The organism is Streptomyces sp. NPDC087844 (assembly GCF_044742785.1).
Lineage (GTDB): Bacteria > Actinomycetota > Actinomycetes > Streptomycetales > Streptomycetaceae > Streptomyces.
The window spans coordinates 101,805-122,703 of record NZ_JBIUVD010000001.1; the positions used below are offsets into that span (position 1 = coordinate 101,805).

A 20,899-nucleotide genomic window follows, 5' to 3' on the forward strand; every position below is an offset into this window, starting at 1 on the left:
GGGCGCGGGGAACTGCGGCACCCGCCTCCACCGACCGGCGGCACACGTGCAGCAGCAAGCCACCCTGCGGGCCCGTCGTGGCCGGGCGCGCACCTGACGGGCCCGGCGGGACGGTCACAGCAGGAGCGTGCGGCCCCTACCAGTAAGGGCCACAGATCCTCCAAGGGCCCGGCGCGAAGCGCCGCGCCCTTCGGGGGCGCGGGGAACTGCGCGGCCGGCCCCCACCGGCCCCCACCGGCCCGCGGCGCACAGCCAGCAGGCCCCTCTCACGGCAGTGTGCGGGAGGCGCCCACCGGGAGGTCCCACAGGTCCTCCCACCAGTCCAGCTCGGTCACCCGCGTGAAGCGGCTCCGCCGAAACCACCGGCCGAGGCCCGCGGGGACGAACACCGGTGTGTCACGCGGAAGCCGGCGCAGGGTCGGTGCGTCCAGGTGGTCGTAGTGGTTGTGGCTGATGACGACCGCGTCGACGCGCGGCAGGGCGCTCCAGGGCACGCCGACCGGGGTGATCCGGGCGGGCGTTCCGAGGATTCTGCGGGACCAGACCGGGTCGGTGAGCACCGTGAGGCCACCGATCTGGACCCCCCAACTGGCGTGCCCCGCCCAGGAGACGGCGACCGTGCCGGAGTCGACCCGGGGCAACTGGCCCGGCTCGTACGGCAGTCGCGAGATGTCGGCGAGTCCCCCGGGCCCCGGCCGCAGCGCCCCCTCGCGGGCGAAGCGCGCGAAGCCGCTGAGGCCCGGCAGCGGTGCGGTGAGCCGCCCGGCGAAGGAACGGGGCCAGACCCGCCGTTCACCGAGCGGTCGCGGCTCGGCGGGCGGCGTCCCGGCACCGGGCACGGCATTCGTGTGGGAGGTGGTCGCCGAGGTGTTGGCCGTGGTGGTCGTGGCCGACTCGGACTGCTCCGTCATCGAGGGGACTCCCGTCGCCGAGCGTCATCGTCGTCGCGGAGATCGTCGAAGGTCGATCCCAGCAGACGCAACACGGCTTGCACATGCGGCAGTTCCAGAGGTTGTGGTGACAGGAGGGACGCCGTGCGCTCGTCGTCGGTTGTGCCGAGGAACGGTTCGGTGCACAGCCGTACGCGCAGGGCACCGAGCTCGTCCCCGAAGCGGTGTCCGCCGGGCGTCGGCATGCCGAGGCGGACGCTGAGGAAGTCCTCCAGTTCCTGTGCGTCGCCGACCCCGAGCGCGCCGAGCGCGGACCGCAGCGGACCGAGGTCGGCGTACAGGTGACGCCCCGCCCGAGGGGGCCGGACGAGGGCCCCCGCCGCGGTGAGCGCCCGGTGCGCGGCGGCGGCGACGCTCGCGTGCAGCCGTACGGACGCGGTGAGGCGGTGCGTGATCTCGTCGGGTTCGCCGAGCGCGTACGCGGCGGCCGAGGCGACCGGTGCGGCGATGCGGGCGTCGAGGGCGGTGAGGACGTCGAGGACGCGGTCGCGCAGCGCGGTGCCGGTGTCGTTGGCGGGGAAGCGGGCGATCGCGGCGGGCCAGCCGGCCGGGAGGAACGGGCCACAGAGGTCGGTCAGGACCGTGACCCGGTCCGGCAGCATCTCGGCGGGGCCGATCAGCACGGTGTCCTGCCGCTCGTGCAGCGTGTCGCGCCAGGTCTCGTCGCTGACCACGTGCAGGCCCTCGCCCGCGGCGGCCTCGATGGTCTCGTGGACCACTTCGGGCGGCGCGACGGTCGCGGCGGGGTCGTCGGCCACGGACAGCACGAGCAGCCGCGGATCGCCGCCCTCGGCACGCACCCGGCGCACGGTCTCCAGCAGGGCGTACGGGTCCGGGACGCCACCGCACTCGGCGGGCGTGCCCACGGGGAAGACGGACGCGCCCAGCAGACGGGCCTGCGGCGTCCACCAGGCCGCGCAGGGGCGAGGCACCAGCACGTCACCGCCGAGGGCCGCGGTCAGTGCGAGGAGCAGGGCGGGGGCGCCGGGCGCCGCGACGGTCCGGTCGCGGTCGGCGGGCAGTCCGCGCCTGGTCCAGTAGCCGCGGGCGGCGTCCAGGAGATCAGCGCCACCGCCGGTCGGTTCGGTGTGCGTGCCACTCGCCGCGGCGACGAGTCCGGGTGGTGGCGGCAGGCCGTGGCCGGGGAGAGGTGGGCCGTAACGGACAGGTCCGTGCCCTTCCGGCTCGGTCCGCCGCATCTGTGTACCTCCGCGCAGTGCTCCCTGGACCCGTCGCTCCGGATTCCCACGGTGCCGGTCGTGCTCCTAGGGGCCCTTGAGGCCCATGCTTCTGCGGGGTCCGTGCTTCTGGGGGGGTCCGTGCTTCTGGGGTCCCAGTACCCAGTGACCCGTACCCGGTGACCTGTACCCAGTGACCTGTACCCAGTGATCCGTACCCGGTGATCCGCTTCGCGACTCAGTCGTTCGGCGACGACTCCCGGTGGCGCAGCTTGTGGACGGCGGCGCCCAGCGCGCCCGCGATGAGGACACCGCCGGACACCAGGGCGGCCGTGGAGTCGTTGAAGGTGCCGCCCTCGCCGGCGTGCACCCCGTGCGGGACCCGCGTGCCGTGAGAGTTGTCGTGGGACGCGCCGAGGGACACCGTGAAGGACGCGCTCCACTCCTTGCCCCGGCCGCCGGGCGCCGCCGGGCAGACGCCCTCGGCCCGCCACTCGGAGCCCTTGCCCGCGCCGTCCGCGCCGCCCTCCCCGAAGTCCGCGGCGGGCGCGATACGGGCGGTGCCGCTGTAGGTGAGGCCGCCCGGCGCTTCCGCCTTGTTCGCGGGGTCGTCCTGGCCTCCCGGATCACCGACACCCGCGGGCTCCTCGACTGCCGGCGGACCCACGTCGTCCGGGCCCACCGGGTCCTCGTCACCCGTGCCGGCCGGATCCTCGACACCCACCGGGTCGTCCATCTCGGTGGGGTCCCCCATCCCGGCAGGGTCCTCCTTGCGCCCGGCGTGCCCGGCCCTGTGCAGTCGCACGGTCCCGTGCTCGAAGGCCTCGGAGGTGGCGTCGATGGACTCGGGCGGGTGCCCGCCGGTCGACTCGCAGGTGACGGAGAGGGTGACGCTGCCGCCGGGGGCCACCGTGCGCGGGCTCACCTCGGCCCCCGAGTCCGCGGACGCGGCCGTCGCGGCGGTGCCGAGTACGAGGGTGGTGAAGGCGGTGGCGGACAGTGCGCGAGCGGTACGGCTCAGGGGCATGGGGCTCGGTCTCCTTCGGCCGTCGGCTGGGCCCCCACGCCCGGGTACGGCGGCGGAGGCGGGGCACGACCGGCATGCCCCGCAGCCCATCAGAGCCCGCCCCCGCCCGGTGCGCGCGCGGCCGGACACCATTCGTGCCACACGGACGCCCGAGCGGGTGAAACGGCACGTGCCTGTGCCGGTTGCGTCAGAAGAAGAAGAGCGCCGAAGGTGTCACGTCTCCTGTCGCACGCCGTGCCACGAAACGTGCGACACGACGAGTCACGCGACGTGCGACACGACGAGTCACGCGACGTCCTGCATGATCTGGTCCCGCAGCCGGTCGCAGCAGCGGCTGATCAGCCGGGAGACATGCATCTGGGAGATGCCGAGCTGTTCGGCGATGCGGCTCTGGGTCATGTCGCTGAAGAACCGCATGTAGAGGATGGCCCGTTCCCGTTCGGACAGGGCCTCCAGACGGGGCTTGACCGACTCGCGGTCGATCACGATGTCGAGGGCCGGATCGGCGGAGCCCAGCGCGTCGCTCAGGGAGTAGCCGTCCTCGCTGCCCGGCAGTTCGGCGTCCAGCGAGAGCGCCGTGAAGCTCTCCAGGGCCTCCAGACCGGTGCGTACGTCGTCCTCACTCATCTGCGCGTGCTCGGCGATCTCCTCGACCGTGGGCTGCCGGCCGGGGATGGTCTGGGACAGGTCCTGGCGCGCGAAGCGGACGCGGTTGCGCAGGTCCTGGACCCGGCGCGGCACGTGCAGGGTCCACATGTGGTCACGGAAGTGACGCTTGATCTCACCGGTGACGGTCGGCACGGCATAGCTCTCGAAGGCGTTGCCGCGCTCGGGGTCGTAGCGGTCGACGGCCTTGACCAGACCGAGCGCCGCGACCTGCCGCAGGTCCTCGAAGTTCTCACCGCGGCTGCGGAACCGGCCCGCCAGCCGCTCCGCCATGGGCAGCCAGGCTTCGATGATCTGCTCACGAAGAGTGTCGCGCGGCCGGCCGGGGGGCAACGAGGCAAGCCTGCGGAAGTCCTCCGCGGTGTCGGGGGCGTCGTCGTGCGGGTGGTGCCTGGCGCTCGCGTGAGTTCGCATGATGACGGCAACTCCCTTGAGGGGTGCTGTGGTCGGGCGGGCAACCGTGGGAGCGCACCCTGGGCCGGACGGGCACACCCGGGGGCGGGTAACACACCACTCCCACGGACGTGCCTCCTGTCCGAAGCACTGAGTGTCCGCCTGCCCCGGGTTCCACGGGGCAAACACGCGGCTTCCGGGGCCGACCGAAGCCGGTCTCCCCACGATCCGAAGACTTCGTGTCGATGTCGATGTCGGAGTGGCACGACCCGTAACCGGTCGCCGACGACGATCCGCCGTCCGCCGGTTGCCGGTTGCCGGTTGCCGGTTGCCGGTTGCCGGAGGCCCGGTGCGGCCGGGCGCGGGCAGCACGACGGTGGCGGACGTGCGCCTCGAACTGGCGCGGAGTCCGGGCCGTACGTCGTTCCCCGCGGGTCCGCGTGAGCTGATCGGTGTCCTGCGCGACCAGTACGCGCCGGACACGCTGGCCGAGGCGGTCGTGAGTTCCGCGCCGTTCCCCGCGCCCCTGCTCAGGGGCGCGGGGAACGGCGCAATCGTTTCAGGGGCGCGGGGAACGGCGCGACCAGCCCCCACCGGCCCGCACCCGCCCCGCCCCGCCTCGCCCCGTCCCAGGCCCGGCGAAGCGCTAGCGCGAACGCTCGACCCGGCGCTCGTCCCACACCGGCTCCGCCGTCTCCCGCACCCGCCCGTCGCTCCCGAAGACCAGATACCGGTCGAACTCGCGGGCGAAACACCGGTCGTGGGTGACGGCCAGCACCGTGCCCTGATACGCCTCAAGCCCCTCTTGCAGCGCCTCCGCCGACTCCAGGTCGAGGTTGTCCGTCGGCTCGTCGAGGAGCAGGGCCGTGGACCCCTCCAGTTCGAGCAGGAGGATCTGGAAGCGGGCCTGCTGGCCACCGGACAGCCGGTCGAACCGCTGCTCCGCCTGAGCCGTCAGCTCGTACCGCCGAAGCCGGGACATCGCGGCACCCCGGTCCTGGGAGTGCTCGCTCCACAGGATGTCGAGCAGCGCGCGTCCCTGCAGCTCGGGGTGCGCGTGGGTCTGGGCGAAGTGACCCGCCACGACGCGCGCGCCGAGCTTCCACTCCCCCGTGTGCGCCACCTCGCCGCCCGCCAGCAGCCGCAGGAAGTGCGACTTGCCCGAGCCGTTCGAGCCGAGGACGGCGACCCGTTCGCCGTAGAAGACCTCCAGGTCGAAGGGTTTCATCAGCCCGGTCAGTTCCAGACCCTTGCAGGTCACGGCCCGTATGCCGGTGCGTCCGCCGTGCAGGCGCATCGTGATGTCCTGCTCGCGCGGCGGCTCCGGCGGCGGCCCGGCCTCCTCGAACTTGCGCAGCCTGGTCTGCGCCGCCTGGTAGCGCGAGGCCAGCTCGTGGCTGATCGAGGCGGCCTGGCGCAGGTTCAGTACGAGCTTCTTCAGCTGGGCGTGCTTCTCGTCCCAGCGCCGCCGCAGCTCCTCGAAGCGGGCGAAGCGCTCGCGGCGGGCCTCGTGGTACGTGGCGAAGCCGCCGCCGTGCACCCAGGCGTCGGCGCCGGCCGGTCCCGGCTCCACGCTGACGATCTTCTGGGCGGAGCGGGCGAGCAGCTCCCGGTCGTGGGAGACGAACAGGACCGTCTTGCGGGTCTCCCGCAGCTTCTCCTCAAGCCAGCGCTTGCCGGGGACATCGAGGTAGTTGTCCGGCTCGTCGAGGAGCAGCACCTCGTCGGAGCCACGCAGCAGCGCCTCAAGCACGAGCCGCTTCTGCTCACCGCCCGACAGGGTCTGTACCTCGCGGAACTGCGCCTTGTCGTAGGGCACGCCGAGCGCGGCCATGGTGCACATGTCCCAGAGCGTCTCGGCCTCGTACCCCTGGACCTCCGCCCAGTCGGAGAGGGCCTGCGCGTACTGGAGCTGGGCGGCCTCGTCGTCGACCGTCATCATGGCGTGCTCGGCGCGGTCCACGGCCTGGGCGGCCTCGCGGATCCGGGGCTGGGCCACCGACACGAGCAGATCACGCACGGTCGTCTCGTCCCGTACGGATCCCACGAACTGGCGCATCACCCCTAGTCCGCCACTGACCGTGACCGTGCCGCCGTGCGGTTTCAGCTCGCCCGAGATCAGCCGCAGCAGTGTCGTCTTTCCGGCGCCGTTGGGCCCCACGAGCGCCACCACGGCCCCTTCGCCCACCCGGAAGGAGACGTCGCCGAGCAGCGCCCTCCCGTCGGGGAGGTAGTACTCCAGGTGTGCGGCTTCGAGATGTCCCATGGTCGCGCATTGTCCGGGGCGGACGGGCGACGGGGCAAACCGATATGCGCGCCGGCGGCCCGGTGGGGTAGACGATGGAGCATGACCGCAGAAGTAGACCTCACCGCCACCGGGGCCGGCCATGCCCTGCTGAACCGGCTGATGGCCCTTGACCACCGCCTGTTCGAGGCGGTCGCGACCCGGCACTGGCCGGGCGCCGACCCGCTGCTGCCGAGGCTGAGCCGCAGCGCGAACCACGGGGTGCTGTGGTTCGGCGCGGCCGCGGCCCTCGCGGCGACCCGCTCGCCGCGGGCGCGCCGCGCGGCCGTGCGCGGGATCGCCTCGCTGGCCCTGGCGTCGGCCACGATCAACACGGTGGGCAAGCGTTCGGTACGCCGTCCGCGCCCACGGCTCGACGCCGTGCCGGTGATGCGGCAGCTGAAGCGGCAGCCGATCACCACGTCCTTCCCCTCGGGGCACTCGGCGTCGGCGGCGGCCTTCGCGACGGGCGTCGCCCTGGAGTCCCGAAGGCTCGGCTCGGTGGTGGCCCCGGTGGCCGCCGCGGTGGCCCTGTCCCGTATCTACACGGGCGCGCACTTCCCGAGCGACGTGCTCGCCGGGGCGGCGTTCGGCGCGGGTGCCGCCTTCGCCGTACGCGGTCTCGTGCCGACCCGTGACCAGTTGCCGCCCCCGGGTCGGCCGCGCGCCGACGTGCCCGCCTTACGGGACGGGGAGGGTCTGGTGCTGGTGGTAAACACTTCCGCGGGCACCGCGGACCGGATGCGCGCCATCGGGGACGCCCTGCCGCTCGCCGAGGTCGTGGAGTGCGAACCGGAGTACCTGCGGGCCGAGTTGGAGAAGGCCGCGGCCCGTGCCGAGGTGCTGGGAATCTGCGGCGGCGACGGCTCGATCAACGCGGCCGCCACGGTCGCCCTGCGCCACGGCCTGCCGCTCGCCGTGCTGCCGGGCGGCACGCTCAACCACTTCTCGAAGGACCTGGGCGTGGAGGACGTACGCGGCCTGAGCCGCGCCCTGACGGAGGGCGACGCCGTACGGGTGGACGTGGGCCGGTACTCCGCCGGTGACCAGGAGGGCTACTTCCTCAACAACTGCAGCCTCGGTGTCTATCCGGAGTTGGTGCGCGAGCGGGACCACTGGTCGAAGCGGATCGGCGGCTGGCCGGCCGGGGTGGTGGCGACCCTGCGTGTCGTGCGCGCGGGCCGGCACCCGTTGCGGGCCGAGTTCGACGGCAGGGAGCGGCCGTTGTGGCTGCTGTTCGCCGGCAACGGCACGTATCACCGGATGGGGCCGATTCCGGCCCGGCGTTACGACCTCGCGGACGGTCTCCTCGATGTGCGGGTCGTCCACGGTGGCCGTTTCCCGGCCGTACGCCTGCTGGCCGCGGCCGTCGCCGGACCGCTGACCCGGTCCCCCGTGCACGCGGCGCTCCGCGTGGGCGGCCTCCGTGTGCAGGGCGTCGAACCGGGCACGCTGCTGGCCTTCGACGGCGAAGTCAGGCGGGTCGAGGGCGATGTGACGATCCAGAAGCTCCCGGAGGCACTGACCGTCTATCGGCCGAGCGGCCCCTGCTGACCTGCCGTCAGTCCGTATGACAAGACGCAGGTCTCACACTTCGACATGGCGGCGTAGCTTCACAGGTACTCCCGTACCGAGTGAACGGATGCCGCCATGTCGAAGGTGCCGAAAGAGACCGCCGTGTACACGCACGGCCACCACGAGTCCGTGCTGCGCTCGCACACCTGGCGCACGGCCGCCAACTCGGCGGCCTACCTCCTCGGCTCGCTCAAGCCCCATATGCGCATCCTGGACATCGGCTGCGGGCCCGGCACCATCACCGCCGACCTGGCGGGACTGGTCCCGGACGGCCGTGTCACCGGCGTCGACCACGCGCCGGGCATCCTGGACCAGGCACGCGCCACAGCGGCCGAACGGGGCCTGGAGAACGTCGACTTCGCCGTCGCGGACGTCCACGCGCTGGAGTATCCGGACGACAGCTTCTGTGTCGTCCACGCCCACCAGGTGCTGCAGCACGTGGGCGATCCCGTGCAGGCGCTGCGGGAGATGCACCGGGTCACGAAGCCGGGCGGTCTCGTCGCCGTCCGGGACTCGGACTACGCGGCGATGACCTGGTATCCGCGGTCCCCCGGCCTGGACGACTGGCTCGACCTGTACCGGCGGGTGGCGCGCGCCAACGGGGGTGAGCCGGATGCCGGGCGGCGCCTGAAGTCGTGGGCGCGGGCGGCCGGCTTCCGCGCCGATGACATCACGGCCTCGGCCGGTACCTGGTGCTACTCGACGGCCGAGGAGCGGGCGTGGTGGAGCGGGCTGTGGGCGGACCGCACGGTGGCGTCCGCGTACGCGGGGCTCGCCGTGGAAGGGGGTCACGCGGAGGTGGGCCATCTGCGGGAGATCGCCACTGCGTGGCGGGCGTGGGGCTCGCAGGAGGACGCGTGGTTCGCGGTCCTGCACGGCGAGATCCTGTACCGCAAGCCGACGCCCTGACACCGCGAGGTGCGCAGTTCCCCGCGCCCCTGAAAAGCGGGGCTGCGCCCCAGCTTTTCGCCCCTGAGGGGCGCGGGGAACGGCGCAGTCTTTTAGGGGCGCGGGGAACGGCGCGAGCAACCCCCACCGGCCCGCAGCCGAAAGCTAGTCCCTGGGGAGCAGTGGGCCCAGCGGGCCGAGGTCGAGGTTCAGGTCCTCGGGGCGGAGGCCGTAGCGGTCACGCAGTTCCGCCATCCGGTCGTCGAGGAGCATCAGCGTCAACCCGATCCGCTCCTCCTGGTCCTCCGACAGATCCCCCGTGTCGAACCGCCGGACGGCCTGCCGCTCCATCAACTGCCGCAGCAACTCGACCACGGTCAGCACCAGCTTGATCAGATCCCGCTCCACCGTGTCCGGTTCGAGGTCGAGACGGCTCCGCCCGGCCTTCTTCCCGGCACCGGCACCGGCCCCGGCACCGGCCCCGGTGCCCAGGACCGCGTCGTCGACGACTCTCCGGAGTGTCTCTCCGCCGCTCACAGCATCTCCTCCCAGGGCGCGGGCACGTTCTCGTTCACCGAGCTGATGAGCGCGTTCAAGTCGATGCGTACGAGATCAACGTCCGCGATCCGCAGGGTGAGGTCGCCGGTGATGACGACCCCGCCCGCGAGCAGCCGGTCGAGGAGGTCGACAAGGGCGACCTCCCGGCGTTCCACGACGGTCACGCGTCCTCCCCGCTGAACGAGTAGGCCGCCCACGGACCGGTCAGCTCGACGCGCAGTCCCGGCGCGTCGTCCTTCGTGCGGTCCACCAGTTCCACGAACGCCTCGGACGTTGTCCGCGGCACCAGGTAGGCGGCGTTCAGGATGTTCCGGCCGGGCGCGCGGGAGAGCGCAGAGTTCTGCGGGGCGTGGATCCGGGTGTCCTCCGCGTACCCGGAAAGGGACTCGTGGAGCCGGCGCGAGAACTCCTCGGCCCGCTCCCACTTCTCCTCGCTCTCCTTGCGCTGGTTGCGCCGCTGCCGCAGATAGTCGCGCCCCGACCCGGCCCTGCCGGGAGAGGAGGCGGGCCGCGCACCCGTACCGCCGGAGAGGTCGGGCTCCTCGGACGTCTCCGTGGGTTCCGAGTACACCTTCACCCCCCACTCGACCCGCCCGTCCAGCCGGTCGAGAGTCCGCAGGAAGGTCTCCTCCCGCTCCTCCAGCATCGACCGCACGCCGCTGTCGTCCCGGAACACCGTGGCGAGCCGGAGCGGCAGCGGCGAGGTGACGACGGTGAGCGCGTCGATCACGTTCTGGTGGGCCCGCGCGGTCGCGCCGAGCCAGTCCAGGTCCTCCAGATGGGCCCGCAGCGGCCCCTCCGCGAAGTCCTGCTCGGGCACCTGGCCGACGACGGCGACCAGGTCGCCGTGGACCAGCTGCTTGGGTGGCACCCCGGCCACCCCTGCCAGCTGGGCCAGCAGGGGTGTACCGAACGGGCGGCAGACGGCGTAGACGTAACGCAGGCCACTCATCCTTGTGCTTCCCTCTCCGTCTTACGCGACGTCTCCACCGGCTCGCGCCCGCCCGCGGTCACTTCGCCGCGCGCGCCCTCCAGTTCGGCGACGTGTGCGCGCAACTCGGCGTTCTCCCGGGCGAGTTCGTCGCGCCCGGCGCGGGAGGAAAGCTGCGGATCCGTCTCCCACCAGTCGATGCCCATCTCCTTCGCCTTGTCGACGGAGGCGACGATGAGCCGCAGCTTGATGGTGAGCAGTTCGATGTCGAGCAGGTTGATCCGGATGTCACCCGCGATCACGATGCCCTTGTCCAGGACCCGTTCGAGGATGTCCGCGAGGTTGGCGCCGCCGCCGTTCCCATAGGGGTCGGGCAGGCGCTGAGCCGTGGTCATCGACGGCTCCGGGCACCGGCGGGCTCGCGTTCGCGCTCGTCCGCCTCCTCGTCCTCCGGGACTTCCTCGTCCTCGTACTCGGCCTCGGGCGCGTCCTCCTCGTAGGCCTCCTCGTCCTCCGGGGCCTCTTCGTCCTCGTACTCGGCCTCGGCCTCGGGGGCGTCCTCGTCCTCGTACGCCTCCTCGCCCTCGGGCAGCTCGTCCTCCTCGGCGGACTCCTCGTCGGTGGAGGCCTCGGCGTCCTCGGAGCCGTCCTCGGAAGCGTCCTCGGAGGCCTGCTCGGCTTCCTCTTCCTCCGCGACCGCGTCCTCATGGCTCGTGACGACCTCGCCGTCGCGGATCTCACCGCGCCAGCCGTCGTCCGCCTCGCCCTTGATGGTGATGAAGCGGACGTAGTTCTTCAGGTCGAGGCGTGCCCTGCGGCCCTGGGCTCGCCAGATGTTGCCGGTCTTCTCGAAGAGCCCCTTGGGGTAGTACTCGATGACCAGCAGCACCCGGGTGAGGTTCTCGGCGAGCGAGTGGAAGGTGACGACACCCTTGGTGGTGCCCTTGGCGCCCTCGGACGTCCAGCTGATCCGCTGGTCAGCCACCTGCTCGGTGGTGTGGGCCTTCCAGCTGCGGCTGGACCAGAAGATCTTCATCTGCCAGTCGGACGTCGTGTCGTCGGCGCGGTTCGCGCTCTTGACGCCCTTGGCGAAGGTGCTGAAGTCCTGGTACTGGGTCCACTGGTCGTACGCCGTGCGCAGCGGCACGCCGACGTCGATGAACTCGATGATGACGGTCGGCTTCTTGCCGGCACCGCCCTTGCGCTTGCCCTTGCCGCCGGTCAGGTTCTTGAAGGCGCCCACGACACTGTCCTTGGCCTTGCCCGCGCCGAGTTCCAGCGCGGTGCGCATCGGCCCCTTGCCGTCGGCCAGCTTGCGGCCGCCGTCGAGGGCGAGCTTGGCGAAGCCGGGGCTGTCGCCGGAGGCGATGTCGTTGAGCTTGCCCGTCGTCTGGCCGAGCTTCGTCCCGACCCCGACCAGCGCCCGCTGGACCTGGGCGGCCAGATACGCCTGGGCCTCCTCCTTGAGCCGGTCGACCGCTTCGCTCTGCGCGAGGGAGGTCAACGGGTTGCTCTTGGCCTGCTTGGTTGCGGACCCGAGGGTGTCAGTCATCGTCGCCGCCTCCCCTCGTCGTACGGGCCCGGGTGGTGCGGCGCGTGGCGGTCTTCGCCGCGGCCGTCTTCCTGCCCGGGGCCTTCTTCGCGGCCTTGGCCGCCGTCTTCTTCGCCGGAGCCTCGTTGCCGGGGCTGCCCTTCTCGGCGGCCTTCTTCGCGGGCGCCTTCGCTGTCTTCTTCGCGGGGGCCCGCTTGCGCGGCCGCGGCTTCTCGTCGTCCTCGGCCGCCTCGTCGTCGTCCGCGTCGCGGGCGGAGTCCTCCGAGTCGTCGTCCTGCTCGTACTCGTCGTCGTCGTACTCGACGTCGTCGTACTCGTCGTCCGGCTGCTCCTCGTCCCGCTTGCGGCGCTTCTTGCCGCCGACCCCGGGCACGTCCGGTACCTCGACCGGGACCACGCCCGCGAGCTGGTCCTGCACCTGGCTGGTCCGTCCGTGCAGCCGGTCGGCGAGGCCGGTGATCTGGCGCTCGACGAGTGCTCCGGTGGCGGCCTTGCCCACGCCACGCAGGTCCCCGCGCAGCTGGTCCCCGATCTCCTTGAACTGCGGGTTGTTCTGCAGTTGCGTGGAGACCAGGTCCGCGAGCGCCCGCGGGCTGAGGTGCATCCGCTTGCCCGCCACCATGGTGCCGACGGCGAAGGCCAGCTTCATCTTCTTCGTACGTCCGAGGACGTACCCGGCCCCTACGGCGAGGCCAAGCCCTAGTCGGTTCATCGTGTAGTCCCGTTGTCGCCTGTTCCGGTGCTCCTGGTCATGGCTATCTCCAGCCTGTCGAGGAGCTCGTCCTCCATACGGTCGAACTCCGCTTCGTCGATCTCGCCGGCCTCAAGGCGCTCCTCAAGATTGCCGAGCTCGGCGCGGACCACCGCCGGGTCGTAGTACTGGCGTTCGGCCTCGTTCACCACCTGCTTCATGGCCCAGAGGCTGCCGCGCACGGGGGCGAACGGCAGCATCAGGACCTCTCCGATCAGCCCCATGCCATCAACTCCTGGGTCAAAAGGTTCAGTTGGTCGCCTGAGCGGGCTCGGAAGGGCCCGGCTCGACGAAGCTGTAGGGGGGCAGCGGCCCGTGGACCCGCAGATCGAGGTGCGGGTGCGCCTTGCGGACCTCTTCGACGGCGGCGATGAACGGCTCGGCCGCGTCGCGGTCCACGAGGAACGAGAGGTTGGCCAGCCAGCCGGTGGACTCGGGGCCCACACTGACGGAGGCGGCGGCCGGCTCCAGCGCCCGCTGGATCTCGGCGGCGTCCTCGACCTCGCGGTTCTTCACCGCGGCGACCACCATCTCGCCGAGCCGCAGCTTGTCGTCGTAGTTGCCGCCGCCCGCGCCGCGGTTGGCCTCGGTGAGTGCCCTGACCTCAGGGTTCTCGGACATCACGCGGTGCAGTACGGCCTCTTCGTCGTGCGTGGCCTTGACGTTGTACTCGACCTTGCCCGCGAGCGCGTCGAGGCGCTCCTTGAAGTGCTCGGCACGCTCGGCAAGGACACTGGTCACGGCCGCGTCGTCCGTCGAGACACTGCCGAAGCGCATGGGCAGCACCGGGCCGCCCGCGCCCGCCTCGGCCAGCACGTTCTGGTGGGCGAGCAGGTCCCTGCGCTTGGGCCGCAGCCCTTCGGGGGCGTCACTGACGACCGCGGCGAGGTCACCCTCCTTGATGACGCGCACCGGCATCGCCGGCTCGCCGACGCCTTCCGTGCCGTCCGGGAGCGAGGGCAGCGAACTGGACGTGATGCCGTAGACGTACGTGCTCACTCCTGCTCCTCCTTGCGGCGCGAGGCGGCGGTCTTACGGGTCCGCGGCCTCGACTCGGGCTGGCTCTCCTCGCGGGACTGCTTGAACGCGTCCGAGATCGTCTCGGCGGCGCCGGACAGGGCCCCCTTGGACTTGCCCTTCGCACCGGACTCGGTGATCGAGCCGACCAGGTCGGGAAGTCCGGGGCTGCGCTTGGGTCCGGCTTCCAGGTCGAGGCGGTTGCACGCCTCGGCGAAGCGCAGGTAGGTGTCGACGCTCGCTATGACGACACGGATGTCGATTTTGAGGATCTCGATGCCGACGAGGGAGACCCGGATGAAGGCATCGATGACGAGCCCCCGGTCGAGAACGAGTTCAAGGACGTCGTAGAGGCCGCTGGAGCCGCCTCCACCACCGGATTGCTGTGCCGGGACAACGGTCATTCCGACCGGCCCTCCTTGTCTGTTGGGGTGTGTGTGCTCTGTCGGGTGTGCGGGTTGGTGTGCGGGTTGGTGTGCGGGCGGATGGGCGGCCTATCGGCCGCCGGGCTTCCGGGTGTCGGCCCTACCGCGTTCGTAACGGCGGACGCGGCGGTAACCGGTGAGTTCGCCGCGCGGGTCGAGGGTCACCTCGTAGCTCGCGAGCAGACTCATCGTGTCGGGGACCCGGACGAGTTCCAGGACCTCGATCTCCAACGACCAACCGTGGTCGGTGCGTTCGAACGACGACACCGACTCGGCCTCCATGCCGGTCAGTTCGGCGAGCTGGCCGCGCGCCTGGCGCAGCACGTCCATGGGACCCAGCTCGTCGTCGTCCGTCGTGCTCCTCTGCCTGCCCTTGGACGAGTTCGATGAACTCTGTGAATCTGATGTGTTGGATGTGTTCGACATGGCCACCTCGAACACCGAGTGACCGGCCGATCGTTCACCAAACCTGCGAGTGTCGGCGCTCAGCCGCGCAGGGCGTTCAGCCGGCGCCTGGCGGGCCCGAGCGCGCGCCCGCCGCGCAGCAGCCCTGACCAGGGATCGGTGCGGGCCTGGTCGACCGCGTCGGCGATCGTCCAGCGGCGCGGACCCAGTTCCGCATCTTCGAGCTGCTCCCAGGTGACGGGCATGGCGACCGGGGCACCCGGCCTGGCGCGGACGGTGAAGGGGGCGACGGTGGTCTGGGCGTAGGCGTTGCGCTGGACGTCCAGATAGAGCCGGTCGCCGCGGTCCTTCTTGCGGGCCTCGGTGGTGAGCCGGTCGGGACGCTCCTCGGTGAGCGTGTCGGCGACGTCCTTGGCGAAGGTGTGCACCTCGTCGAAGTCGTGCCGCCCGTTGAGGGGGACGACGACGTGCAGCCCGCGTGAACCGGTGGTCATCAGGGCCGACGGCAACCGGAGTTCGTCGAGGAGTTCGCCGAGGAGGCGGGCGGTGTCGCGTACCGGCTCGAAGTCGTCGGTCGACGGGTCCAGGTCGAAGACCAGCCGGTCCGGCCGGTCGACAGGACCGCCGGACGAGACCCGGGCGAGCCACCGGTGCAGGGTCAGGGCGGCCTGGTCGGCGAGGTAGACGAGGGTCGCGGTGTCCTCGCACACGGGATGCAGGACCGTGCCGCCCTCCTTGGGCACCTCGACGCGGCTGACCCAGTCCGGATAGTGGTCCTGGACGTTCTTCTGCATGAACTTCGGCCCGTCGAGCCCGTCCGGGTACCGCTCCAGCATCAACGGCCTTCCCCGCAGGTGCGGCAGCATGAACGGGGCGATCTCCCGGTAGTACGCGACGACGTCCGCCTTCGTGTACTCCTTCGCCCCTCCCGTGCCGGGGAACATCACCTTGTCCGGCCGGTGCACCTCGACGGTCCGCCGTCCCGCGCGTACGGAGGTCATCGCACCACCGCGTTCTCGACCAGCAGTTTCACCGCTGCGACGATGGAGTCGGCGTCGATGCCCGCCGCGCGCAGCTGCTCGGCGGGGGTGGCCGAACCGGGCATGTCGCGGACGGCGAGGCGGACCAGGCGCGGGGTGGGGCGGCCGTCGAGGAAGGCGTCGAGGACCGCGTCCCCGATACCGCCCTCCTGGTGATGGTCCTCGACGGTGAGCAGGCAGCCGGTCTCCCCCGCGGCCTCGCGCAGGGTCTCGCGGTCGACGGGCTTGACGGAGTACAGGTCGACGACCCGCACGGCGATGCCGCCGGCGGCGAGAGCGTCCGCGGCCTTCAGCGCCTCGTGCACGGTCACGCCGGCGGCGACGACGGTCAGCCGGTCGTCCGTGGAGCGCCTGAGCACCTTGCTGCCGCCGACCGGGAACTCCTCGCCGGGGCCGTACAGGACGGGCATGGCACCGCGTGAGGTCCGCAGATAGCGGATGCCGTCGAGGCCGGCCATGGTGGCGACGAGTGCGGCCGTCTGGGGGGCGTCGCACGGGTAGAGCACGGTCGAGCCGTGCACCGCCCGGAACATGGCCAGGTCCTCGACGCCCATCTGCGAGGGCCCGTCCTCGCCGATCGCGACGCCCGCGTGCGAGCCGACGAGGTTGATGCCCACACCACTGACCGCCGCCATCCGGACGAAGTCGTGGGCGCGGGTGAGGAACGCGGCGAAGCTGGAGGCGAACGGCACCCAGCCGCGGGTGGCGAGCCCGACGGCCGCCCCGACCAGCTGCTGTTCGGCGATGTAGCACTCGAAGAACCGCTCGGGGTGTTCCTTGGCGAAGAACTCGGCTCGGGTGGAGTCGCTCACCTCGCCGTCGAGGGCGACGACGTCCGCGCGCGAGGAGCCGAGCGCGGCGAGCGCCTGGCCGTAGGCGTCCCGGGTGGCGACCTCGTCGCCGCTCTCCCAGCGCGGCAGGTCCAGGTGACCGGCCCGTACCGCGTGCAGCATCCGGGCGGCTTGCGGCGGCTGGACCTCGACGCGCAGGTCTCGTACCCCGCCCAGCTCCTCGATCGCCTCGTCGGCGTCGGGCAGCGGCTTGCCGTGCAGGCCCTCGCGGTCCTGCACGGACGCGACGCCCTTGCCCTTGAGGGTGCGGGCCAGGATCACGGTCGGCTGTCCGGCCGTGGACACGGCCTCGCCGTACGCCCGCTCGATGTCCTCGACGTCATGTCCGTCGACCTCGACGGTGTGCCAGCCGAAGGCCCGGAAGCGGCGGGCGTACGCGCCGAGGTCGTGGCCGTGCCGGGTGGGGCCGCGCTGGCCGAGCCGGTTGACGTCCACGATCGCGGTGAGGTTGTCGAGCTCCTCGTACGCCGCGTGCTCGGCGGCTTCCCAGACGGAGCCCTCGGCCAGCTCGCTGTCGCCGCACAGCACCCACACGCGGTAGCCCACCCGGTCGAGCCGCTTGCCCGACAGGGCGATGCCCACACCGACGGGCAGGCCCTGGCCCAGCGATCCGGTGGCGGTCTCCACCCAGGGGAGCCGGCGCGGTGTGGGATGCCCTTCGAGGCGGCTGTCCAGGGCGCGGAACGTCAGCAGTTCGCTGTCGTCGATGGCACCGGCGGCCTTGTAGGCGGCGTACAGCAGCGGCGAGGCGTGCCCCTTGGAGAGTACGAACCGGTCGTTGCCCGGATGGGAGGGCCGCTCGAAGTCGTAGCGCAACTGCCGGGCGAACAGGACCGCCATCAGGTCGGCGGCGGACATCGAGGAGGTGGGGTGCCCGGAGCCCGCCGCGGCGGCCGCGCGCACGCTGTCGACGCGCAGCTGCTGACCGAGTTCGATGAGTTCGGGGGTGTTCATGGTGTTCCTTCCACAGGAGGTTGCTCAGGGGGTCCGGGCCGGCCCGGCACACGGGACAGCTCGGAGAGCGTCCGGGCCGCCCGGTATCCGGCGAAACCCGCTCCGACGATCACGACGCGGGGTCGGCTCATCGGTCGGCTCATGGGTCGCCTCCGGCGGAATCACTCAAACGGGGCTTTCCGCGTCCCCCTGGCCGGGATGCCCAAACGTCGGGCCCCCGGGGTTCCGGCCGCCGTGCAGGACGGGCGCGGCTCCTTCGAACTTCTACCGACTTCTACTGACTTCTACCGACTTCTATCGCAGGAAGGCTGCCGCCGCAGCTCCAGGAGTGGGCTTCGTGACACGCCGGACGGGTGCGCGGGCACGACGGACGCGGACAGCGAAGACCGGGGCCACGTCGTTGTGGCCCCGGTCGGTACAGGGGTACGGGCCGCCCCGCGGCTCACCGGGCCCGGGTGTCCGGCACCGCGTTGCTGGGTGCGACCGGCGGCATCGGGGGAACGGCGGGGCCGCCCGCCTGCGTACCGGCGGCGGTGGCGCCGTTGACACCGTCACCGGGCACCTGAGCGGCGCCGCCGGACGCGGGCCGGGACGCCGACGGCCGCGCCGCGTTCCGCAGCACGTACGCCAGCGCGGCGAGCACGGCGGCGGTGATCAGCGCGGCGGCCCAGTCGGGCAGGCCGATCGCGAGAGCGAGACCGACCGTGAGCGCGAGGGCCGCGCCCGCGTACAGGGCCATGGCACCGGACGCGGCGTACATCGCGGCCGTCCGGCGCTGCTTGCGGGTCTGTTCCCGCAGCTCCGCACGTACGGCGTCGCGGGCCACCTGCGCCAACTCGTCGGCCAGATGCTTGTCCAGATGTTCCATGTGATCGATGCGGTCCATGCGCTCCGGGTACCCGCGCCCCCCGGTGCGTAACGCCCGCCCGGCCGGACCGGACGCGCCCCGGCACGGGATCCGTACGAAACGATCTCCTTTCCGGCCGAGCCCAACTAGGCTCGTGCGCATGGACATTCTGGGAGCCACGCTGCGCATCTGCGTCGACGACCTGGAGGCTGCGGTCCCCTTCTACGAGAGACTGGCGGGCGGACCGGCGCAACGCTTCGAGCGCGGCGGGGTCTCCGTCGCCGCCGTCGGCTGCTTCCTGTTGATGAGCGGCCCCGAGACGGAACTGGAAGTGCTCCGCAAGGTCTCGGCGACCATCGCGGTCAAGGACGTCGACGAAGCCCACCGGGTGCTCACCGAGTCGGGCGCACACGTCGTCGCGGGCCCGGTGGCGACCCCCGCGGGACGCAACCTGATCGCGATGCACCCGGACGGCTATGTGTACGAGTACGCGGACCGCCGCACGGCGCGGTAGGTTCAGTCGCCGCTGTCGCCGCTGTCGCCGCTGTCGTCGCTGTCGTCGCTGTCGGTGCTGTCGCCGCTGTCGGTGCCGGGCGGGCGCATCCGGAAGTCGTGGCGCTCCGGCAGGGGTTCGTCGGAGATCCGGGACCACAGCTGCCCGATCGCCTCGGCCCCCTCGCGCAGGTCCGCCACCTCGAAGCCGGCGTCGAAGACGGCACGCGCCGCGTCCTTGTCGCCCTCGGCGAGCAGCAACCCCGCCTCGATCAGCCGGAACCGGCCGCGTTCGCGGGTCGCCGGGAGCAGTCGTTCCCACACGGACCGCGCGTCCGCGGTGCGCCCCGCCGCGAGCAGCGCGCCGATCGCCTCGCGCCCCAGCGCGGCGGTGGCCGCCGTCCAGGTCTCGCCGTCGTCGCGCCGCTCCTGGCACAGGTCGTCGAAGGCGTCCGCGTACCGGTCGGCGGCCCGCTCCCGGTTGCCCGCCTCCTGGTCGGCGACGGCCAGGCAGCGCAGCAACGGCCAGAGCGACGGCGCGAGTTCGAGCCCGCGTTCCCAGCTGCGCACGGCCTGGGCCCGGTCGCCCGCGTGCCACTGGGCGATCCCCAGGTGGTACTCGGTGAGCGGCTCGGCGGGGGCCGTCTCCAGCATGTCCCGCCAGTGCCGGGCGACCAGCGTCTCGCCCGGCGGCCCGACCCGGCGGGGCTCCGGGAAGGAACCGGAGCCGAGCAGCTCCACCCACGGCCGCTGCGCGTCTCCGAGCGTGGACTCGTCGAAGGGCGTGCCGGGCAACTTGAGGCCGGCGCGCAGGACTTCGAGCGCACCCCAGCCGGAACCGACAGCCAGCACCTCGGCGGGTTCGGTGTCGGCGGACGCCAGCCAGTGCTCGTACGCCGTCTCGAACTCCCGCTGTGGCAGCACCCGTTCGAGCCCGGACTCGACCTCGGAGCGGGCGGCGGCCCAGTCGCCGCCGTGCACGAGTCGTGCGTCGGCGTCGATCGGCCCGTACGCCTCCAGCCAGCTCACCTCGCTCTCCCCGTCGAGGCGTACGTGCTCCAACTGGGTGCGGGCGAGCCCCGCCTGGATCTCGCAGTAGCCCTCGGTGCCGGGTTCGGTGAGCCATCGCTGCCAGCGGCGCCCACCGGTGCCGGTGCCCCACAGGAAGAGTTTGCGGCCGCGCAGCACGTCGGTGGACGTCTGCACCAGCCCCTGCCCGGCTGCGTCCAGGGCGGCGATCCAGCGACGCTGTCCGTCGGGCACCTCGTAGAAGTAGTCGGCCGGATACGCGCCGTGCCGCGGATACGTCCGGTCGACACCCTCGTGCACCGGGACCGGCACCCGGCGCAACCGCCGCTCGTAGCCGAAGTGCCAGGCCTCCTCCGCCGGCGCGAGCACCCTTCGCGCCTCCGGGACGGCGGTGTTGGACCACCAGTACAGCGGTGCCGTCTTCTCGTGCGGATTGCGGACGCGAACACCGACGTACAGGAAGTCGGAGCCCTCCGGCAGCCACAGGTCGACCTGGAAGGGCAGGTCACGCAGCCGCTCCCACTCCCACAGGCGCAGCATCCGTGTGCCGTCGGGCGCGGTGACACGGGCCGCGTGCAGGGGTGCGCAGGCGAGGGTCGAGTGGCCGGTGGCGCCGATGTTCCACTCGATGCCACCGGAGAACCAGGCGCCGTTGAGCGCGAAGTCGGCGGGCTGCAACACCGGGTTGCGGTACAGGAGTTCGCGGTCGGACGGCTTGTGGAAGAGGGAGACGACCCGGCCGCCGAAGCCGGGCAGCACGGTCGCGCGCAGCCGGTCGTTCTCCAGGACGAGCGTCTCGATCTCGCGGGGCGTACGGCTTCTCCCGTACCCGTCCCGGACGCGCTCGGGCAGGAGGCTGCGCAGCGGCTCGTACGCGATCTGCCGGGCCATGTCGCGGGGCAGGCCCGCGCGTTCCCGCTCGTCCACGTGGTGCGTCCCGTCGAGCGGGCGCAGTGGGGGCAGGGGGTTGGCGGGGCCGGGTCCGGCGACCGGAAGCGTCAGTACGTCACGTCGGATGGTCGTCACGTGACCATGGAACAGGCTGGACGACGTGCCGACCAGAGGCTCTCCCGGTCAGGATCCGAT

Annotated in this window: 21 protein-coding genes and 1 pseudogene; 3 read left to right on the forward strand and 19 right to left on the reverse strand. The window is 72.1% G+C overall.

All coding sequences use genetic code 11. The annotated features are described in order from the left end of the window. Positions 1-311: 311 nt before the first annotated feature. The 5 genes and pseudogenes from ACIOKD_RS00390 to ACIOKD_RS00410 form a co-directional block, all read right to left on the reverse strand. A pseudogene (locus ACIOKD_RS00390) lies at positions 312-911 on the reverse strand (MBL fold metallo-hydrolase); the annotation flags it as partial. Then, positions 908-2,149, reverse strand: coding sequence for an aminotransferase class I/II-fold pyridoxal phosphate-dependent enzyme (locus ACIOKD_RS00395; RefSeq protein ID WP_402076453.1), 1,242 nt, complete (start codon positions 2,147-2,149; stop codon positions 908-910). The pseudogene ACIOKD_RS00390 and the gene ACIOKD_RS00395, both read right to left, overlap by 4 nt. 217 nt (positions 2,150-2,366) lie before the next feature. Next, positions 2,367-3,155 (reverse strand): hypothetical protein, encoded by a 789-nt coding sequence (locus ACIOKD_RS00400; RefSeq protein WP_402076454.1) that lies wholly within the window; start codon positions 3,153-3,155, stop codon positions 2,367-2,369. 285 nt (positions 3,156-3,440) lie between these two features. Next, positions 3,441-4,235 carry an RNA polymerase sigma factor SigF gene (locus ACIOKD_RS00405; RefSeq protein WP_402076455.1) on the reverse strand — a complete coding sequence of 265 codons (795 nt, stop codon included), beginning with the start codon at positions 4,233-4,235 and terminating at the stop codon, positions 3,441-3,443. Positions 4,236-4,860: 625 nt separating this feature from the next. Further along, entirely contained in the window at positions 4,861-6,480 is a 1,620-nt protein-coding gene (locus tag ACIOKD_RS00410) for an ABC-F family ATP-binding cassette domain-containing protein (RefSeq protein ID WP_402076456.1), read from the reverse strand. An 81-nt stretch (positions 6,481-6,561) separates the two neighbouring features. Here ACIOKD_RS00410 and ACIOKD_RS00415 point away from each other — a divergent pair, with 81 nt between their 5' ends. Together ACIOKD_RS00415 and ACIOKD_RS00420 are read left to right on the forward strand one after the other, a co-directional pair. Next, a complete protein-coding gene (locus ACIOKD_RS00415) occupies positions 6,562-8,052 on the forward strand; it encodes a bifunctional phosphatase PAP2/diacylglycerol kinase family protein (RefSeq protein WP_402076457.1) in 1,491 nt (496 codons plus the stop codon). A 96-nt stretch (positions 8,053-8,148) separates the two neighbouring features. After that, complete coding sequence (locus tag ACIOKD_RS00420) at positions 8,149-8,982, forward strand: methyltransferase domain-containing protein (protein ID WP_402076458.1); 834 nt, start codon at positions 8,149-8,151, stop codon at positions 8,980-8,982. A 144-nt stretch (positions 8,983-9,126) separates the two neighbouring features. Here the strand turns inward: ACIOKD_RS00420 and ACIOKD_RS00425 are convergent, their stop codons facing one another. The 13 genes from ACIOKD_RS00425 to ACIOKD_RS00485 all read right to left on the reverse strand — a co-directional run bounded on the left by ACIOKD_RS00425 (position 9,127) and on the right by ACIOKD_RS00485 (position 18,331). Continuing rightward, entirely contained in the window at positions 9,127-9,453 is a 327-nt protein-coding gene (locus tag ACIOKD_RS00425) for a gas vesicle protein K (RefSeq protein ID WP_402077635.1), read from the reverse strand. A gap of 41 nt (positions 9,454-9,494) precedes the next feature. Beyond that, positions 9,495-9,683, reverse strand: a complete 189-nt coding sequence (locus tag ACIOKD_RS00430) for a gas vesicle protein (protein ID WP_107016810.1) — start codon at positions 9,681-9,683, stop codon at positions 9,495-9,497. Further along, positions 9,680-10,471, reverse strand: coding sequence for a GvpL/GvpF family gas vesicle protein (locus ACIOKD_RS00435; RefSeq protein ID WP_402076459.1), 792 nt, complete (start codon positions 10,469-10,471; stop codon positions 9,680-9,682). The genes ACIOKD_RS00430 and ACIOKD_RS00435 overlap by 4 nt, the downstream gene beginning before the upstream one ends. After that, positions 10,468-10,845 carry a gas vesicle protein gene (locus ACIOKD_RS00440; RefSeq protein WP_402076460.1) on the reverse strand — a complete coding sequence of 126 codons (378 nt, stop codon included), beginning with the start codon at positions 10,843-10,845 and terminating at the stop codon, positions 10,468-10,470. Before ACIOKD_RS00440 ends, ACIOKD_RS00435 begins: the two co-directional genes overlap by 4 nt. Further along, positions 10,842-12,002, reverse strand: a complete 1,161-nt coding sequence (locus ACIOKD_RS00445; protein ID WP_402076461.1) for an SRPBCC family protein — start codon at positions 12,000-12,002, stop codon at positions 10,842-10,844. Before ACIOKD_RS00445 ends, ACIOKD_RS00440 begins: the two co-directional genes overlap by 4 nt. After that, complete coding sequence (locus ACIOKD_RS00450; RefSeq protein ID WP_402076462.1) at positions 11,995-12,714, reverse strand: DNA primase; 720 nt, start codon at positions 12,712-12,714, stop codon at positions 11,995-11,997. The genes ACIOKD_RS00445 and ACIOKD_RS00450 overlap by 8 nt, the downstream gene beginning before the upstream one ends. After that, positions 12,711-12,977 (reverse strand): gas vesicle protein GvpG, encoded by a 267-nt coding sequence (locus tag ACIOKD_RS00455; RefSeq protein ID WP_402076463.1) that lies wholly within the window; start codon positions 12,975-12,977, stop codon positions 12,711-12,713. The genes ACIOKD_RS00450 and ACIOKD_RS00455 overlap by 4 nt, the downstream gene beginning before the upstream one ends. 25 nt (positions 12,978-13,002) lie before the next feature. Beyond that, positions 13,003-13,752, reverse strand: a complete 750-nt coding sequence (locus ACIOKD_RS00460; protein ID WP_402076464.1) for a GvpL/GvpF family gas vesicle protein — start codon at positions 13,750-13,752, stop codon at positions 13,003-13,005. Further along, positions 13,749-14,174 (reverse strand): gas vesicle structural protein GvpA, encoded by a 426-nt coding sequence (locus ACIOKD_RS00465; protein WP_402076465.1) that lies wholly within the window; start codon positions 14,172-14,174, stop codon positions 13,749-13,751. The genes ACIOKD_RS00460 and ACIOKD_RS00465 overlap by 4 nt, the downstream gene beginning before the upstream one ends. A 90-nt stretch (positions 14,175-14,264) precedes the next feature. Then, positions 14,265-14,621: a gas vesicle protein gene (locus tag ACIOKD_RS00470; RefSeq protein ID WP_402076466.1), complete on the reverse strand. Its 357-nt coding sequence runs from the start codon at positions 14,619-14,621 to the stop codon at positions 14,265-14,267. A gap of 59 nt (positions 14,622-14,680) precedes the next feature. Further along, positions 14,681-15,601, reverse strand: a complete 921-nt coding sequence (gene ligD / locus ACIOKD_RS00475; protein WP_402076467.1) for a non-homologous end-joining DNA ligase — start codon at positions 15,599-15,601, stop codon at positions 14,681-14,683. Further along, the gene (locus ACIOKD_RS00480; RefSeq protein WP_402076468.1) at positions 15,598-17,445 is read right to left on the reverse strand and encodes a transketolase; all 1,848 of its coding nucleotides are present in this window, start codon (positions 17,443-17,445) and stop codon (positions 15,598-15,600) included. The genes ligD and ACIOKD_RS00480 overlap by 4 nt, the downstream gene beginning before the upstream one ends. A 442-nt stretch (positions 17,446-17,887) precedes the next feature. Further along, positions 17,888-18,331 carry a phage holin family protein gene (locus tag ACIOKD_RS00485; RefSeq protein WP_402076469.1) on the reverse strand — a complete coding sequence of 148 codons (444 nt, stop codon included), beginning with the start codon at positions 18,329-18,331 and terminating at the stop codon, positions 17,888-17,890. A gap of 121 nt (positions 18,332-18,452) precedes the next feature. Between ACIOKD_RS00485 and ACIOKD_RS00490 the strand changes: the two genes are divergently transcribed. Beyond that, complete coding sequence (locus tag ACIOKD_RS00490) at positions 18,453-18,806, forward strand: VOC family protein (protein WP_402076470.1); 354 nt, start codon at positions 18,453-18,455, stop codon at positions 18,804-18,806. 2 nt (positions 18,807-18,808) lie between these two features. Here ACIOKD_RS00490 and ACIOKD_RS00495 read toward each other — a convergent pair whose 3' ends face one another. After that, complete coding sequence (locus ACIOKD_RS00495) at positions 18,809-20,839, reverse strand: DUF5107 domain-containing protein (protein WP_402076471.1); 2,031 nt, start codon at positions 20,837-20,839, stop codon at positions 18,809-18,811. Positions 20,840-20,899: the final 60 nt, after the last annotated feature.